This window comes from Marinicella pacifica (genome assembly GCF_014636635.1).
GTDB classification, from domain to species: Bacteria; Pseudomonadota; Gammaproteobacteria; order Xanthomonadales; family Marinicellaceae; genus Marinicella; species Marinicella pacifica.
This window is the reverse complement of the sequence record NZ_BMEO01000006.1, coordinates 67,140-84,345: the sequence shown is the minus strand read 5'-3', so window position 1 is coordinate 84,345 and position 17,206 is coordinate 67,140. Positions and strand designations below refer to the sequence as shown.

Annotated in this window: 9 protein-coding genes; all 9 read right to left on the bottom strand. The window is 44.6% G+C overall.

All coding sequences use genetic code 11. From position 1 onward, the window contains the following. Nucleotides 1-83: 83 nt before the first annotated feature. The 9 genes from IEV16_RS08515 to IEV16_RS08475 all read right to left on the bottom strand — a co-directional run bounded on the left by IEV16_RS08515 (nucleotide 84) and on the right by IEV16_RS08475 (nucleotide 17,192). A complete protein-coding gene (locus IEV16_RS08515) occupies nucleotides 84-1,055 on the bottom strand; it encodes a calcium/sodium antiporter (protein WP_188365274.1) in 972 nt (323 codons plus the stop codon). 558 nt (nucleotides 1,056-1,613) lie between these two features. Continuing rightward, on the bottom strand, nucleotides 1,614-1,940 hold the full coding sequence (locus IEV16_RS08510) for a hypothetical protein (RefSeq protein WP_188365273.1): 327 nt from the start codon (nucleotides 1,938-1,940) through the stop codon (nucleotides 1,614-1,616). 32 nt (nucleotides 1,941-1,972) lie between these two features. After that, complete coding sequence (locus tag IEV16_RS08505; RefSeq protein ID WP_188365272.1) at nucleotides 1,973-3,538, bottom strand: phospholipase D family protein; 1,566 nt, start codon at nucleotides 3,536-3,538, stop codon at nucleotides 1,973-1,975. Next, nucleotides 3,535-6,681: a DEAD/DEAH box helicase gene (locus tag IEV16_RS08500; RefSeq protein ID WP_188365271.1), complete on the bottom strand. Its 3,147-nt coding sequence runs from the start codon at nucleotides 6,679-6,681 to the stop codon at nucleotides 3,535-3,537. Before IEV16_RS08500 ends, IEV16_RS08505 begins: the two co-directional genes overlap by 4 nt. A 108-nt stretch (nucleotides 6,682-6,789) precedes the next feature. After that, entirely contained in the window at nucleotides 6,790-7,620 is an 831-nt protein-coding gene (gene proC, locus IEV16_RS08495) for a pyrroline-5-carboxylate reductase (protein ID WP_188365270.1), read from the bottom strand. Nucleotides 7,621-7,628: 8 nt separating this feature from the next. Next, the gene (locus IEV16_RS08490) at nucleotides 7,629-8,003 is read right to left on the bottom strand and encodes a VOC family protein (protein WP_188365269.1); all 375 of its coding nucleotides are present in this window, start codon (nucleotides 8,001-8,003) and stop codon (nucleotides 7,629-7,631) included. A gap of 41 nt (nucleotides 8,004-8,044) precedes the next feature. Continuing rightward, nucleotides 8,045-10,006, bottom strand: a complete 1,962-nt coding sequence (gene recD / locus IEV16_RS08485; RefSeq protein ID WP_188365268.1) for an exodeoxyribonuclease V subunit alpha — start codon at nucleotides 10,004-10,006, stop codon at nucleotides 8,045-8,047. Beyond that, complete coding sequence (locus IEV16_RS08480; RefSeq protein WP_188365267.1) at nucleotides 10,003-13,536, bottom strand: UvrD-helicase domain-containing protein; 3,534 nt, start codon at nucleotides 13,534-13,536, stop codon at nucleotides 10,003-10,005. Before IEV16_RS08480 ends, recD begins: the two co-directional genes overlap by 4 nt. Next, nucleotides 13,533-17,192: an exodeoxyribonuclease V subunit gamma gene (locus tag IEV16_RS08475; RefSeq protein ID WP_188365266.1), complete on the bottom strand. Its 3,660-nt coding sequence runs from the start codon at nucleotides 17,190-17,192 to the stop codon at nucleotides 13,533-13,535. Before IEV16_RS08475 ends, IEV16_RS08480 begins: the two co-directional genes overlap by 4 nt. Nucleotides 17,193-17,206: the final 14 nt, after the last annotated feature.

Below are 17,206 nucleotides of genomic sequence, written 5' to 3'. Positions count from 1 at the left end.
TTGATGAATAGCGATTATTGTAGCGAAGGAATCTGACAAAAAAATGATTATTTAGGGTAAAAAAGTGAATTGCATGAACCCTGTCACATTCTCAGAACAGCAGGGTTTAAAAGCCAGGTTGTATAAGTCAGATAGAAAAGCAATAAAAAAACACCTTCCACGCGGTTAATGCGTCCGGGTTTTTTGAAACCGTAAGCAAAAACAAACAATACAAGCGTTAATGCCAGCATCACCATCATGTCGCGATTAATAACCTCACGACCCACAGAAAAAGGATGAATGATTCCGCTCAACCCGACCACCACCAAGGTATTGAATAAATTAGATCCAAGTACATTACCCAGCGCAATTTCATGGGCACCCTGTCTGGCTGCCATCACCGAAGAAGCCAGTTCCGGCAAAGATGTACCAATGGCAACAATGGTCAGACCAACCACCAGATCGCTTACACCAAAATACACGGCCAGATTAACCGCCCCCCAAACCAATAACTGTGCACTTAATATTAAGAGCAGCAAACCAACCATCAGCCAGAAAATAGCGGTTTTAAAAGTCATGACTTTATGCGCTGTTTCATCGACGTTCTGAGCCAGTGAATCCTGTGGATACTTCATACCCTGAACAATGGTCCAGCTCATTAAAATCACAAACACCGAAAGCAACACAACCGCATCCAATCGTGATAAGGAATAATCCCAAAGTAACATCAGCGATAACAGACTCACCAAAATCAGCCAAGGGATTTCTTTTTTGAGCACCGATGACTGAACTTTTATCGGGAAAATCAAGGCTGAAATACCCAAAATAACAGAAATATTAACAATATTTGAGCCGTAAGCGTTGCCCAATGCGATACCATTGTTACCTTCAAAGGAGGCTGAAACTGACACCAGCATTTCCGGTGCCGAAGTTCCAAAGCCGACAATCACCATACCAATAATCATAGGCGAAACACCATAATGCCGGGCGATGCTTGCAGCGCCCGACACAAATCGTTCAGCACTCCACACCAACAAAATCAAACCCCCAGTGATTGCAGCCAGGTTTTCTAACATATGCATTACTTAAAAAAACAAAGGCGCCTTTAAAGCGCCTTTGTATCGTGTTGTTAATAAGTTCAAATCTTCGTTTATTTAGAAGCTTTTTTCTGTTTTTTCTCAAGACGTTTTTCTTTTAACGTCTTTTCAGGTTGTTTCTTTGTTGCTTTTTTAGCATCATGACTTTTGCTCATACAATTCTCCGCAAAATACCAATCAACAAACTTAAGGCAAATTAACACCAGTCAAATCGCCGAAAGTCACCATTATTATAGCTCAAAAAATAAAAATAAATGTTACATATTTATATCGCTAAGCAAAAACATTGCAATCTGCACAACTTCAGTATGCAATCAGTACAGCCACAGGCGAACTGCTGAGCCCAACCCCTCGAACCGGTTTGACCGGGCAAATGAACCCAAATTGAACAGTTATGCATCGCGGTGCGTATGTAACAGCCTCAAAAAACAGAACTTATTTGGGTGACTGGCCATTGGATTTTATTCTTTGTTTTTACTTTGTATTAATTTGCCGTTCAATGTTTTGAAGCATAAAAAATCAATGATTGTTTTAGGGTTATGGCTGGTTTTGTGAGGAGATTCGCCAGAATTGTTGTTTGTTTTTGGGAAGAATTGATTTTAGGTATGCGTTGATGTCTGCGTTTTGATGATTTTGTTGGTTGCTGATATAGTTCCAGAGATCGGCGGGGGTGAAGTTGGTTTTGTATTCGGGGCGGACGGCTTGGCTGTTGGCATAGCACAGGGATTCAGTGTCTGTAGTATTGGCTAAAAAGACCATATCGGTTGATTGTTCGAGTTCACGGATAAAATCAAAATCAGCCGATTCATTGCGGTATTGAGCCAGTATATAGCGGACACACTGTTCGGCAAAATTTTTAGACATTTTGAGTGTTATGGAAATTCATGTTGAAAATTTTATAACAATTTCTGAATCGGCAGCCAGCCGATGAGGGTCAACATCATGCGGTGTAAGGCGGTACTGTTGGGGTCTTTATGGTAGATCTTGTTGTCATTAGGGTTTTGGTAATCAAGCCAGATGATGTCACCGTCTTGGTCGAGCTCTAAGCTGTAGGCTTGTCGCTGCAGGTCTTGTTGAAAATGTCTGTGAATGTTTTGGGCCAATTGGGGGTTATCAATAACGACGCCCATTTCGGTGTTGAGTCTGGCTGAGCGGGGATCAAAATTAAAGGAACCGACAAACACCAGACGATCGTCCACAGCAAATGTTTTGGCGTGTAAGCTGGCGCCGGAGGAACCCATAAAGCCCAGATCGGCTTTGTTTTCTTCAATCGCAAGATTAACTTTTAATTCAAATAATTCAACGCCGGCTTGTAATAAGGGTTTGCGGTATTTGGCATAACCGGCATGCACCGGTATAACGTCATTGGCTTCGAAGGAATTGGTGAGGATACGGACTTTGACGCCCCGTGCTGTGAGATTGGCAAAGAGCTTAACCGATTTCGCCGGGACAAAGTACGGCGTCACGATATCCACTTTGGATTGGGGTGATTCTAAAATTTCGCTTAAGCGGGTGACCATCAGGACATCTTTTCTGTTCACGCCCAATGACTTTTTGGGGTGATCACTGATGAGGGTTACTTCTGACCAGGTGGTCACAATATCATGATTTGGGATGGCTTGAGCTAAATTGCTGTCTATGATGGCCTGTCGATACGCGAGGTATTGTTGCGATTTTTTCAGCGGTTTAAATGCCTGTCCCAGGAAATCCATATCAATTTTGTTTGGGTTGATGATTTGATCGGCCGGGATGGCCAGTTGGCTGTTATAAAACAGGTCGAAGTTAGCGGCGATGTCCGGGGTAACGCGGCCAATGGTCAACACGTCTAAATCATTGTAGTGACGATTTAGTCCGGTGTTGAAATATTCATCACCGATATTGCGACCGCCCACAATGGCGGCCAGGCCATCGACAATCATGGCTTTGTTGTGCATGCGGTGATTGAGGCGAAAGAAATCCCAGGTAAAATTGATCCACTTTAATTGGCGTACGACAAACGGGTTATACAGTCTGACATCAATCAGTTCATGTTGATTTAATTGGTTGATAATGGCATCCAGACCATCGATGCCGTTATCATCCAGCAATAAGCGCACCCGCACCCCGCGATCAGCGGCTTTTTTTAAGGCCTGTAATAACCACAAGCCGGTTAAATCATTGTGCCAAATGTAATATTGGGCATCGATGCTGACCTGGGCCTTTTCAATCAGCAATAAACGCATAATAAAGGCATCCAGCCCACTGGCCAGAGGTTTAATGCCGCTTTGCCCGGGATGTTGTTCTGACAATTTATTAATATATTGTGCCCATGGACTGGTATTAGGTGCTGTCAGGACGTGGCTGTCGAGTCGGTTTTCAATGGACGGCAGTGTGAATAATTGTCGTGCCACCAGCACATACAAAGCAAACAGCAACAATGTGATAACCAAAAATTTGATAGTTTTGAGTGCCAGGCGTTTCATGATGAGATGGGTTTAAGCAAATCTTGCCATTGATGTTCATTAAGTTTTAAGCCACTGTTGTCAGCGGATAACAGCTGCGAGGCGAGTTCGCTTTTTTTCTGTTGCATGTTATAAATCTTTTCTTCTACGGTACCACGGCTAATCAGTTTATAGACGAACACCTGTTTTTCCTGGCCAATCCGATGGGCGCGATCACTGGCTTGTTGTTCAGCCGCCGGATTCCACCAGGGGTCATAGTGAATCACGGTATCAGCAGCGGTTAAATTAATGCCCGCACCACCGGCTTTTAAGCTGATTAAATACACGGGGACGTCTTCATTTTGAAAACGTTTAATGTCTTTTGTGCGTTGTTTCGCCGGGGTTTTACCGGTCAAGGATAAATAATGGATTTTAATGTTCTTCAATTGTTCTTGGATTAAAGATAGCATACCGGTAAAGGAAGAAAAAACCAGGATACGTCTGCCCTCTTCCACCAAATTTGGGATGGCGGTCATCAACCAATCCAATTTCGCAGAAGGTGCCGTTTTATCGACTGAGTCCAATTTGACCAAACTTGGATGACAACAAACCTGACGTAAACGCAATAAAGCATTGCCAATCAAAATCTGATTGCCTCGGTGGTCTTTAAAGGCCTGTTTGATTTCATCCACCATGGTTAAGCGGATGCTTTCATAGATATGTGCCTGTTGCTCATGCAAATTGATCATTTTGACGATTTCATTTTTATCCGGGAGTTCTTTGGCCACCTGAGATTTTGTACGGCGCAGAATAAACGGCGCCATGCGTTGTTGCAGTTCCTGTAGTCGTTCCCGATTTTGATCTTTTTCAATGGGAATCTGATAGACTTGCTGAAACAGTTTTTCGCGCCCCAAAAAACCCGGCATCAGAAAATCAAACATGGACCACAACTCACCCAAATGGTTTTCAACCGGTGTGCCGCTTAAACACAGGCGATGTGCTGATGGAATTGCTTTGGCAGCCTGAGCGGTCTGGGTTTTGCGATTTTTGATTGCCTGGGCTTCATCCAGAATCAAATAATGCACCGGCAGCTGACGCAGTTGATCCATGTCACGGTTCAAAATGCCGTAACTGGTAACCACCAAATCATAATCCGACCAGACGGCATATTGTATGTCACGGTTATCGCCGGCCAAAATAAGAACCTTTAAATCGGGTGTGAAGCGGCGGGCTTCGGACTGCCAGTTTCCCAATAAACTGGTCGGTGCCACCAATAAGTTCGTTGCTTTGGCAAGACCTTGTTCTTTTTGGTGGAGTAATAAAGCCAGCGTTTGGATGGTTTTACCGAGGCCCATGTCATCAGCCAGTAAACCGTGTAACTGGTGTTGTTGCAGAAAACAGAGCCAACTAAAACCTTTCAACTGATATTCACGGAGATTGGCTTTTAAGCCTTGTGGCGGTTCAATGACAGGCAATTCTTTGTATTTTTGCAACGCTTTTATCTTATTGTAAATCCGGTCATCACCCATCCATTGAAGCCGGCTGCCCGCTGTTATCGTATCCTGTTGGCTTTGTTTATCCTCGCTTGATCCTGTCGTTTGATGCCTGTCCTCGGTTTGCTCGGTTTGCCAGTTTTGCTGTAAGCGAGCCACTTGCATCAGTTGTTGTTCTGGCAATTCAATCTGTTGCGCATCATTTAAAGGGTTTTCACTGTAAAGCTCACCCATGGTGGCGATTATTTGTTTGACTTTGGCGGCCTCCAATCCAATCATTTGACCGGATTCCAGTTGCAATACCAACTCATTTTGGATTTGTTCAAACCGTCCGGTTTGGATTGCTTTCACCAGATATGGCATGATGTTTAATTTTTCTCCGTTAACCTCAACACCCAATTCCAGCCCATAAGATGCGGTGCCACCGCTGTGACCGGTTTTTTGATCGACTTTAAGGTACCAGTCATTGACTGATTGACGATTTAGGCGAAAACTGTCAGCAAAAGAAACGTCCCAGCCCAAATCATGCAAAGCCACCAGCAAAGTGCAGATGCGCACAAAATCGGGCGGAATAAAACGATCGTTGATTTCAAAACGGTTACTGACGGGGGCTTCAAAATGGGCATGAACCGAATCCAGCTTGTCCAGAAGATAAGCATAACCGGCGAGGACCTCCAGTTGTTGCTGATCTATGGATACACGGCCATTGCGAACATCACTCAAACTGAAACTAAAATCGTTGTCCCCCACGTAAAATTCGATGTGTGCCCAATCAAAAGCGTATAAAGACTGTGGCGGCCAGGGAAACTGCAGCTGTTCACTGTGGATTTGAATGCGGGGTTTTATGTTTAGCGCCTGTGGCAGTTTGATGGGTTTAGGGTGTTTGGATTTACGCTTCACCAGTGCATTTTCAGCGAGTATAAAATCATGGTTTTCCGTGAGATGAGGTGATTTTCCCCGATGTTCAGAGTGTTCCTGGTATTGGATGGGGTTGCGATAGCAGGCGCGCCAAAAACATCGGCCGGTCTCAACCATGGCTTTGAGGGTTTCATCATCACGCCGTGAATCAATGTCTAAGCGGTGGGTTTGTGTGAGTCCGTTTTCATGCATCAGGTAAAACACTTTCTGATCTGCCAGTGACACGAATTTGGGGCGATTTTTCTGCCACAACAAACTGTTATCTATGGCTTCTTTAAGGGTGTACCGGTCTTCCTGGCTCAGGTAGGCTTTATGAATGGCGACCACATAGCCGGTTTTATCGTCGTTTTCATCCAGTAAATACACCACCCGATGTCGGGCCATGGGTGGAAACGGATCGTGCACTTGTTTTTGCATCCACACCATAAACGTCTGGTTGATGTTTTGCAGGGCTTTGATCTGATGGGTGAATGGTTGGATTCGGTTCAGGCGGCTGCGGTTTAACAAGGCCAAAGCGGCTTTGTGAACGCAGGCAGAAGAGTGACCACAGTGGCACTGGCCAATCGATTGATCGGGCTTTTTGGGCAAGGGCCAGCTCATTTTAACCGCATAACCATCAATCACGGCACGGCTGATACCGGTGTTAGCGGGTTTTTGCCAATCACTGAATTGGTTATTTATCAGCAACTGACAAGCGTGGTATAAATTTTTTTCGCTGAATATGCGGCTGATTGATTCACCGGGTCCCTGAAACGCGAGGGGCGTTTTTTGCATACAAAGGTCTCTGTTGTTTTTTTAACCAATCAACCATTATAAAACATCAGGCCGGGGATGCCCACCGAAGTTCGTCAAAGATGAAATCACTCATTTGACAGTGAGGTATCAGTCGCTGTCTGCAGACAGCTCGGCAGAACGTTGCCAGGCGGCAGTCACCGCCTGCCTTACAACGTCATCTAAATGTAAATCATTCAATCGGGTTAAAGCAGCATGGGTCGTGCCCTGAGGCGATGTTACCTGCTCAATCAATTCGGTGATGGGTCGGTCGCTGCGTTCGGCCAGTAAGGCCGCACCGACGGCTGTTTGTCGGGTCAGTAACCGGGCATTTTGTGTTGATAAACCCAAGTCTTCGGCGGCCTTTTGCAAGGCTTGGATAAACTTGAAAAAATAAGCCGGACCACTGCCTGATAAGGCGGTGACAATGTCCATGTCTGATTCTTGAGTGACCCAAACGGACGTGCCCACTGCATCCATAATCTGTTCACATTGACTGCGTTGTGCAGTACTGACCCGGTTATTGGCAAACATACCAATGGCCCCCTGGCCGATGGCCGCCGGTGTGTTGGGCATGGTGCGGATAATGGCACTGGGTTCATGTAACCACTCTTGTATTTGGGTCGTGGTGATACCCGCTGCCACCGACACCACAACCGCTTGGGTATGATGGATGTTTTCACGAATTTCAGTTAAGGCCGTTTTCATCACCTGCGGTTTAACCGCCATCACCACCACATCCGGCCAACCAAAATGTTCGTTGTTGTCATCAAATACCTGAATGTTGAACTGTTTGCGGATGTATTCTCGTTGGTTGTAATTAGGGTTGGTGGCTTTAATCTGAGCCGTATTGAGGCCTTTGTTGAGTAAACCGCTGATCAAACTGGTGGCCATATTGCCGGCACCAATAAAACGAATTTGAATATCACGCAGTGTTTTCATAAAGTGAATTAATCTGCTTTAGGCCGCCACAATTCGACTTTAAATCCTTCTGGATCGATAAACCAGCCAAAATCACCATACTCTTCCTGCGCCACTTCACCCACTTGACGGGCACCGGCTTTGACCACCTGATCGATCATCCCTTGAACATCATCAACAATAAAGTTAAACATAAACCGTTGTCGTGATGGTAAGAAATAATCAGATTCATTTTTAAAAACGCCCCACACCGTCCGGTCCTCGGGTTTCGCTTTCCGGGGATTGAAAACCGCACAAAACGGTGCGTCTAATTCAAACCCCAAATGTTCTTTATACCATGCGGCTAATTTTTCGGGGTTGTTACATTTAAAAAACAGGCCACCGACTCCTCTGACTGTGTGCATTGTAATTTTTAATGAGAAAGGGTCAAAATTTTAAATTTGATTTACCAGAATTGCAATCCACTTTGGCGTTCATTGTGATTATTAATGGCCTGACTTAACACCGATTGATGGCCATAAATAAATGCCGATTTTTTGGCTCGTGTTAAGCCGGTGTAAATAATTTCCCGGCTTAATAAACGATTACCAGGGTCATGGGGTAAAGGCATGAATACATGACGGTATTCTGAACCCTGGCTTTTGTGCACAGTGATGGCAAATGCAGTGATTAATTCAGGTAATAAAGCCAAGGCATAAGAGCGATACCCGTTTCGGCCGGGGAACACCACGTGCCAGCCCTCATCAGCCTGCAGAATAATGCCGATATCGCCGTTAAAGAGCTGTTTGTCATAATCGTTGCGACGCATCATTACCGCTTGACCATGAAAATGGTTTTGACCAACGTTAATCTGCCAGCGTTGTTTTAATTGCTGGCACAGGTAGCGGTTAATAAACTCTTGACCAGCAGAACCTGTATTCATCAGGGTCAGGATTTGTTGCTGGTTAATATAATCAAATATTGTTGATAGGTTTGTCTGATAGTCGCCGATCGCTTGCGCTTCAAAATTAACACAGGGCTGTAAACTTTGATGGTATTGATCTAATTCAATGTGCTGCTTAAACCAATCCCATATCAGTGCTAAACCGGCGGAGGCATGGTTGTGTTGTGGCATCCAGATAACGCCCTCTTGGCTCGAATCAGTTAGACTTTTTTGAGGGAGTTTGACTAATTCAGGGGCCTTAAAAAGCCCCTCCGCATCACCCAAACGGACATATTCACTGATGGTTTGGATGGACTGAATACTGCGATGAGATTGCCGTAAAATCGTACAGGTATCGACTAATAATCCCGATTGGTTATCATCCGATTCAGCGGTTATATGCAAGGTATCTTCGACATACGGTGTCATAAGCGCAGCCAGTACTGAGGCGAAAGTCCGACTTAAGCGTACGTTATGACCTTGTGGTGGCATCAGATCGGCCAATACGGCCCCGGATTCCACCGAGGGCAGTTGAAATTGATCACCGACTAAAATAAGGCGGCAATCTGGCGCCACGGCATCGAGCAGTTCAGTCATGAGTTGTAAATCCACCATCGACACCTCATCAATAATAATCACTTTATAGGGTAATTTGTGCTGACTGTGATAGCGATTAGTTTGATTAAATCGGTGACTTTTTCCGATCAAACGGTGAATGGTTTGGGCTTCTAATGCCATTAAGGGTGATGGCTTATCATTGACTTGCTTGTTGAGCTCTTCATGCAAACCGGATTGTAACGACGCCGTCATGCGATAAGCGGCGCGTCCGGTGGGTGCGGCCAGTGCCATATACGCCGGGTCCACGCCCAAAGCCTGTAAACAACGCAATAAACTGACAACCATGGTGGTTTTACCGGTTCCCGGCCCGCCGGAGACCAAACTGAATGATTGCATCAAGCCGGTTATAACGGCTTGAATTTGCTCGGTATTCAATGGGTATTGTCGGTTTGTTAAAGCACTTTGAAGGGCTTGTTTAATTGCCGTTGGCTGATAACGCTGACCTTGATAATCATGAATTAATGCGCTAATTTGCTGTTGCAATCGTTGCTCGGCATCATGGTATTTTTGGAAAAACAAACAGCCATTATGATCCACAAACACTGGTTGTTCAGCCAGCTTCAATAAATCCAAATCGATGACTAAATCCTGCCAGTCCGTTAAATTAAATTGTTGTTGATAATGCTTAAATCGTTCAGATGATCTATTAAGACAGGATGAACCGCGGTTAATTTCATCCACTAACAACAAGGCATACAGCCAAAATTCAGACGGCAATGATGGCTGTTGCCATGATTGATAACAGTCACGCAACAATTGCAGATGCGCCAAATCAAGGTTGAGCTGCTCGCTCAGCAAAACATAATCCAGATCGAGACCGGGAAAGCACTGTTGCAAAAATGATTGATTGATATCGAATAAGCTCATGGTTTGACTCCGGTGAGCGTGGCGATATGCTGTTGGGTCTCTATATTCTGCTGCTCTAAATCCGCAAATTCATGGCAATAAAAACCCATCTGATCATCCGATTGCCAGTTGATACCCCGGGAAAAGGCGTAAATGGCGCCTTTAAGTCGGACATTGGGTAATTTAAGTTGTTGAAACCAGCTCGACACTGCAGCCGCATAGATCTGATATTGCAGATCATAATGATGGTGTTTCATCACCGTTGCGGCCAATACCTTGGGATCATAACCCTCGGCATTCAGATTACTTTTCCAGTCCAAAATAAAATAATCATGCCCCCCCTGCCCGTCATCAACGCGAAACAACAAGTCAATGTAACCGGTCAAAGTTTGTCCCAGATGCTGCCAATGAAAGGCCATTTCGTGTCTGCGATCTTCTGCACCGATCATTCCCAGACATTGTTCGTTTAATATGGGTAATGGTTTTTTTAGGGTGTGCCAGACCCAGACGGCCAGTTGCTGTTGGTAATCTTTGGCCTCAGTGCGATCCAGATTGACGCGATGAATGGGCTGATTAGCCATCTTAAATAACTGCATTTGCTCATCAATTACCGCCATGATTGTGCTGTCCTGCCATAAGTCGGCCAGTGTGTTATGTGCCATCACCGCGTTAAAATCAACGTGTTCAAAGACACCATGCAGTACATGACCAGTAGTCACACCGCCGGGTATTAAGGGTACTTCGGCTTGCACCAGTTCTGTGGTCGAAAACTCATCGCTGATGGTTGTTTCATCACCAAAGTGACGTTGTTGGGTGTCGCCTGAGTCGCTGATAAGGTATTGACTTAACGAGGAAAATGAGTAAATAAATTGACTGCGTTTTGACAGTTGTGTTGGTCCTTGTGAAAAGGCTGTCAGTGAAACAGCCGGTTCTTTCGGTATCGATAAAGCTGGTCCCGGCGCTTGCGCCGATGCGGTGCTTATGGGACAGCAATCCTGACTTTCCGTTTTTTCTGCACAACGATTAATATTATTAATGATGAGGTGACGATAATCATGTGACAGGCTTTTACTGTCTGCCGGCAGATAAGGAACGAAGACCTTATAAACGGCTCGGGTGATGGCCACATAATACAATTGCTTAAACTCTTTGTGCTTGGTCTCTTTCTGTAATGCTTTGGATTGTTTACTGATGTCGTAAACAGTGGCTTGTTCAGATTCACTGTAAAATTTATGAAAGGCATCTTTATCGCGCGGATTGGTTAAACCATCAAAAATAAAAACCACCGGAAACTCCAAACCCTTGGCGCCATGTTGGGTCATGACTTTAACGGCTTGTTGATCGGTGTCCTGATTCTGGTCATCTTCTTCCTGTTCGGCAGCGGTTAATCGCAATTTTTTATAATAGCGAAGCAGTTCCGCAGGACTGGCATCGTTTTGGATGGCATAACGACACAAGGTATTGGCAATCTTTTGAAGGTTGGCCAATTGCCGTCTGTTATGGGATTTTTCAGCGCGGAAGCGCGCACCACTGCCATCGACTAACCAATCAAACAAGGCCACCCAATCAGCCGTTTTGGCCCAGTTTAATAATTGTAGCCACTGTTGGTTCAGAGCCCGCTGTTGCTGGTCTGATAATAACTGTGGTTGACTGTAAGCCTGATCAAAAAACAAGGTACTTAAGGCATTATGTACCCGGGCATTGTCATGGGGTTGATGTAAAGCACTGAGAATAACCTCATATTGAATCGCTTCCGGTTGCAGATACAAGCCTTTACTTTTCTGCAAGCTGATAGGAATCTGCTGAGCCTGACAGACCTTTTTGATAACTTCACTGTCGCTATGGGCCCGAACCAAGATACAAATATCGTCGTAATTCAGGACCTTAGAAGTTTTATCAGATGTAAACTCTAGGCGACCAATTAAGCGTGTTTTAATGATATCGGCAATTAATTCAGCCAGTTCAAGGCGCCGTGAATCGGCCTTATTATCGGCATCTAACGGAATAAAACTAAACGCTGATAAGCCGGAATTATCCTGTTGTAAGCGGGGTAAATCAGAATTTTTCTGGCGATCTGCAGCCGCCACTTCAATACTGTCTTTCGGGTACCAGTAATCCGGACTGTCGGCATCTTGTTGTGCCGTAAAAAAGTGATTAAAGGTCGAAATCAACGGCGCAATACTGCGGTAGTTGGTGTTTAAACGATAGCTTTGGGCACCCGCTGCTTGCAGACTTGTGCGGGCGTGATAATAGGTGTTGACATCCGCGCCCCGAAAACCATAGATGGATTGTTTAGGGTCGCCAATCACCCATAATCGATGGGTGCTGCTATCGGTCGATAAAAACAGCCCTTTGAAAATCTGCCATTGATAAGGATCGGTGTCCTGAAATTCATCGATCATGGCCACCGAAAACTGATCTCGAATGGCATCGCTCAATGCGCTGGTGTTATCGCGTTTCTCACGCTGTAAAATTTCATATAACTGACGAATAATGCGATCATAGGTGACTTGGCCTTGTTCAGATAAATAATCCGAGACCGCTGTGTTTAAATGGTCTAAACAGCGTTTAATGATGGCCGTTTGACCAAAAGAACGTTGAGATTTAAGCTGATTAATCAGTTCAAAAACAGCTTCTAATTGCTGGCATATGATGGGGTAATTTTCTTGATTGTGGGTCCATTGTCCATCTTTAAAGGCTTTAGGTGCTCGATTGAAAAAGTGTGTAAAACAATCTTTATCCCCCATGTCATCGATTTCTTGATTTAATCTGATGAGTTTCTGTTGATGGCTGCTGGTCGGATCTGCTAATTGAGACAATAACGGTTCGACACGCTCGTTCCAATTATCCGAAATGGCTTTATTGATGGCCCCGCCTTTATTGGTGTGCAACTGCAAAAACTGATCTTTTAAGCTGTCCATTCCAGCCAGTAGTGTAAACCCAGCTAAATCAGTTATCTGTCCCGGGTCTTGAGGATGTATCACATCAAAATCAGGTTTTATTTGCCTCGCTAATGTTAAAACCGTGGTTTTTAATTTGGCTAAACTGTTTTTGGCATCTGTCGCTAAATAGGTCTTAAATTCGGCTTTGATTTCTTTATCAGCCGGCCAGGTTCTGACATAAGCATTAAAACAATCTTCTAAGACCTGGTCGCCGGACACCAATGCCTGGTCAAAAATTTGACCTGATTCAAAGGCAAATTCCCGGGTCATGCGTTGACAAAAACCATGGATGGTATGAATCGGTGCCGATTCAATCTGCTGCAAGCCCTTTTCAAAACGTTTTGTTATTTTTTCAGACAAACCACCTGCGCTTAACTGCTGTTTTAATTGTTTTCGAATACGGTCTTTTAATTCATTGGCGGCATTATCAGTAAAGGTGGTAATCAGGATTTTATCCAAGGGTAAGCCGGCCTGTTCATCGGCCATCAGACGCATAACCAAAGCCACCATGGTATAGGTTTTACCGGTTCCGGCGGACGCTTCAATCACCGCATGCCGGTTTACATCGATATCCGCGGCCCCGTGTATAATTTGGAATGAATCAGTCATGGTATGTTCCTGATATCAATGCCGTCTAACAGGGCAAAAAACAACATAAACCGATTTTGGTAATCAAGCAAAACGTTTTCTGACGCCGGGTAATGAAGCAGACTTTTGATTTCATTATAGGCCGGTGACTTTTGACCGCCGAACGTTGCCTTCACTTCATCGGCTGAGGCCAAGGCCTGACGGTAGTTGTAACGCAATGAATCCAGTAAGTGACCGGGTAAGTCCTGATAGGCAAAATATATCTGCGTTTTAAAGGGGTATACTTTAATGGGTTGGGCATCATCTTTTTGGGTGCATTTAAAGCTCAGAACTTTGTGCAACTCTAACGGCAGATAATCGTTATTGGCGTCCATAAAGTGATGACACAAATGCTTTAAATAATTGTTAATTATTTTTTTATTGATTAAATCCCGGCGGAAATTTTGAGTGATGACTTTATCCTGAAAAATAAGCCAAACCTGATGGTTTTCAGCCACCGATATGGCATCATGTAACAGCAGTACACACCAATCTAAAAAGGCTTTAAGCAATAACTGATAACTTTTATCTTTATCATACTTGCCGGCACGAATAACCACCTGGGCAGCGATTTGTTGCTGTTTATTTTTCATTAGGTGAGCCATCGATGCCGACAATTGGCACACTTGCCCGTTAATTTCACCCAAATCAACAGCCGTTAATTGTTGCGCCACGGTTACTTGGCTGTAGGCTGAACCAATAACTAAATTGCCATTTAAGGGTAATAACTGATTACTTTCAATAGCGCTTTTAAGTGACTGATACTCATCGATATCCTGAATCTGTTTAAGCGGCTCAATAGACGCAAATAATGGAATGGGGACCCGACTTTGTTGTAAATAAAGATGATAGTGATGATCTAATACTGACGCCAAATCAGGTTTACTAACCGCCTGATCCGGGTTCAGCTTTAAATCAGTGGCCACCGCTTGATTTAATATCTGGTGTTTATCCAAAGGGTTGATGCGTAACGGCTCATCACTCAATAATTCGGTGTCTTCAATGCGCGTTAACACGCCGCCCTGTTGAGCAAAAATGGTTTCAGTGGGGTTAATCAGATAGTCATTTAATGCTGACAGTGTTAAATCAATCACCGACTCAGAAGTGGCTTCTTCTTGAATCGATTGACCGAAATGACCATCATTCAGTGATGCAAAACGATTTATTTCAGTCCGCTGCTCGACGGTCATCGTTGCCAGGTCTTCTTCAGACCATGTGATGTCAGGGTTCAGTTGGTGGCGATACAGGAGATAATCACGTATGCTGTGGTTTTGAACTAAGGATGGATTATCAAGCTGTGTTTGTAATTTAAAATTGTCCGCCAGTGATAAAGGCAAATGAACGATGGGCAGATGTGCGTTGTCATTTTGATCAAACCAGTCGATGACATCATTGACCACCACACTCGGCGCCAGGGAATCACCGGTATTTTCATCGCGGGCGATATAGGATAAAAATAGTTTATTCTGGCTGCTCATCAGCGTTTCTAAAAACAAATATTTATTGTTCTCAACCTGATTAATATCACCGATACGACGTGAATAAGCCGCTAAATCCAGGGTGTTGTGTCGAATTTGACCCGGAAATTTAGCTTCCCCCAGGCCCAACACATAGGTGATTTTAAAAGGCACAGGTCGCATCGGTTGTAAGGCGGCACAGACCACGCCGCCGGATAAATAACGGCCCCGTCCGGCATCCATGTTAGTCAGACGTGATAACAGGTACTGCTTCATATCATGATAGCCCAGTTGGAGGTCCGGTTGCTGATCCGCTAATTGCTGTAAATCCCGGCTTAAGGCCAGTGCCACCGATTCCTCATGTTGATAATCCGCCGGAACGGCAATAAATGTATCGAATAAATTTTGCAAACTGGGCTGCCATTGACGACCGCTTAGCGGCTGATTAAGTATGGATTTAAAGCCATTCAGGCGTGTCATGACCACCGACAAGCGCCCTATTTCATGGCTGTTTAATGAACTCCTGTCGGCATTGGATTGTACCAGTGAGCGATGTAAACGCTGTAAGCCTTGTTGCCAGGTATAAAGACGGCCGGTTTCTGAATCAGGCGATGCATAGAGATGCTGAAATCCACGGTAAATGCCTAAGTCCACGGCGGTTTGTAACCAGGCATCCATTTCACCTGAATGACTACCAAGGGCTGCCATGACACAAGGGTTGGTCAAAAATGCAAACACCTCATCGCGGATAAAGTCTGTTTCTAAAATCATCAATAATTGACTGACAGCACGCGCATATAAGCTTTCTTCACCGGCGTTGGAATCACTGATGCTATAACGCAAAGGACTCATCACATGCCGATTTAAGCGATCAAACACCTGTTCAATGACATAGCGATAGGATGGCATATCAATCACCAGTACCGCGATATCGGTTAATTGCAGAGACGGATCTTGTTTCAGTTCATAGAGGATACTGTTATAAACCTGGCTTACTTCAACTTCAATGGAGGGTGCGGCCGCCAGTTGTACCGTGGTTTTTAAGGCATGTTGCGATTGATCACCCGGAATGCGATTTAATATGCTGTGCTGTAAGGCCTGTAAGGTACAGGTCGGCGAATCAATCGTTTCGGCATGTTCATCTAACAAGTCATCTTGATAGCCGATACCGGCATGTATGGCATCATTTTCCAGGTCACTCAACAGGCGCAGGGTTTCCCGGCCGGGTTTGCCCCAGGCTTTTAATAAAGGGTTTTCATAGTCATCTAAACCGGCGTCTAAATCGAAAAACAATTCTTCAGTTAATGATTGATCAGAATTTTCAAGGGCATGGCCATTGGCATCGGTGGCAGTTAAATCCAGCTGTTGAATGGATTGGCGCCAGCTTATTTCGGCATCCGTTTCCAAATCCTGCCAGAATTCACGACAAACATTAAAATGATAAATATGAACCGGATAATACTGTGCCAATAACAGAATAATGTGTCGATGCAACGGGCTGAGACGTGATGGTACAAACAAAAACAGGGATTGAGATTGTTGTGGTTGTTCGGGCTCAAGGGCTTGCAACAAACCATTTAACGTCACACCATGATTGGTCCCTTTAAACAAATCCAGATAAACAGCGCGCTGAGCGGCTTCAATCTGTTTTAATCGTTTATTTTGACTATGGCTGAAAAATAAGCGGCCTGCTAACCAGGCCGCAATCATATCCGGGCGTGATAACTCATAATCAATAAATAACAAAGCCAGCTGTTCTGCCAGCTGCCAGCGTTTTTGACTGAGCAACACCGGGTTTTGTTGGCTGAATAAATAGTCATATAACGGCGACAAAACAGGATCACCTTGATTATCGGCGTTACAGAAAAAGCCCCACAGCGCTAACTCCATGTCCTGAACGGACAGCAAAGAGGGTGTTTTTTGGCGTTGTGTGTCGCTTAACGCCTGGTACAGTCCGCTTTCCAAAAACGGAAATTCCAGATTGGCAACAATACCATTAATTTCAGTTAAGCGGCGATTCAGGTATTTTTGGATGTGGCCATTAGGAACAATGATGCTAAGTGGTTTGAGCGGATTTGGCTGCTTACCATAATGGGATTTAATGTCGCTATTGAGGGCATCAACCAATCGATTAACCCGGGCACTGTAATAAATTTGGATGGCGCCTTGTTCAGACATCATGGTCAGACTGGGTA

Coding starts and splice junctions, on each gene's coding strand:
- IEV16_RS08515 (WP_188365274.1), bottom strand. CDS start 1,055: ATGTTAGAAAACCTGGCTGCAATCACTGGGGGTTTGATTTTGTTGGTG.
- IEV16_RS08510 (WP_188365273.1), bottom strand. CDS start 1,940: ATGTCTAAAAATTTTGCCGAACAGTGTGTCCGCTATATACTGGCTCAA.
- IEV16_RS08505 (WP_188365272.1), bottom strand. CDS start 3,538: ATGAAACGCCTGGCACTCAAAACTATCAAATTTTTGGTTATCACATTG.
- IEV16_RS08500 (WP_188365271.1), bottom strand. CDS start 6,681: ATGCAAAAAACGCCCCTCGCGTTTCAGGGACCCGGTGAATCAATCAGC.
- proC (WP_188365270.1), bottom strand. CDS start 7,620: ATGAAAACACTGCGTGATATTCAAATTCGTTTTATTGGTGCCGGCAAT.
- IEV16_RS08490 (WP_188365269.1), bottom strand. CDS start 8,003: ATGCACACAGTCAGAGGAGTCGGTGGCCTGTTTTTTAAATGTAACAAC.
- recD (WP_188365268.1), bottom strand. CDS start 10,006: ATGAGCTTATTCGATATCAATCAATCATTTTTGCAACAGTGCTTTCCC.
- IEV16_RS08480 (WP_188365267.1), bottom strand. CDS start 13,536: ATGACTGATTCATTCCAAATTATACACGGGGCCGCGGATATCGATGTA.
- IEV16_RS08475 (WP_188365266.1), bottom strand. CDS start 17,192: ATGATGTCTGAACAAGGCGCCATCCAAATTTATTACAGTGCCCGGGTT.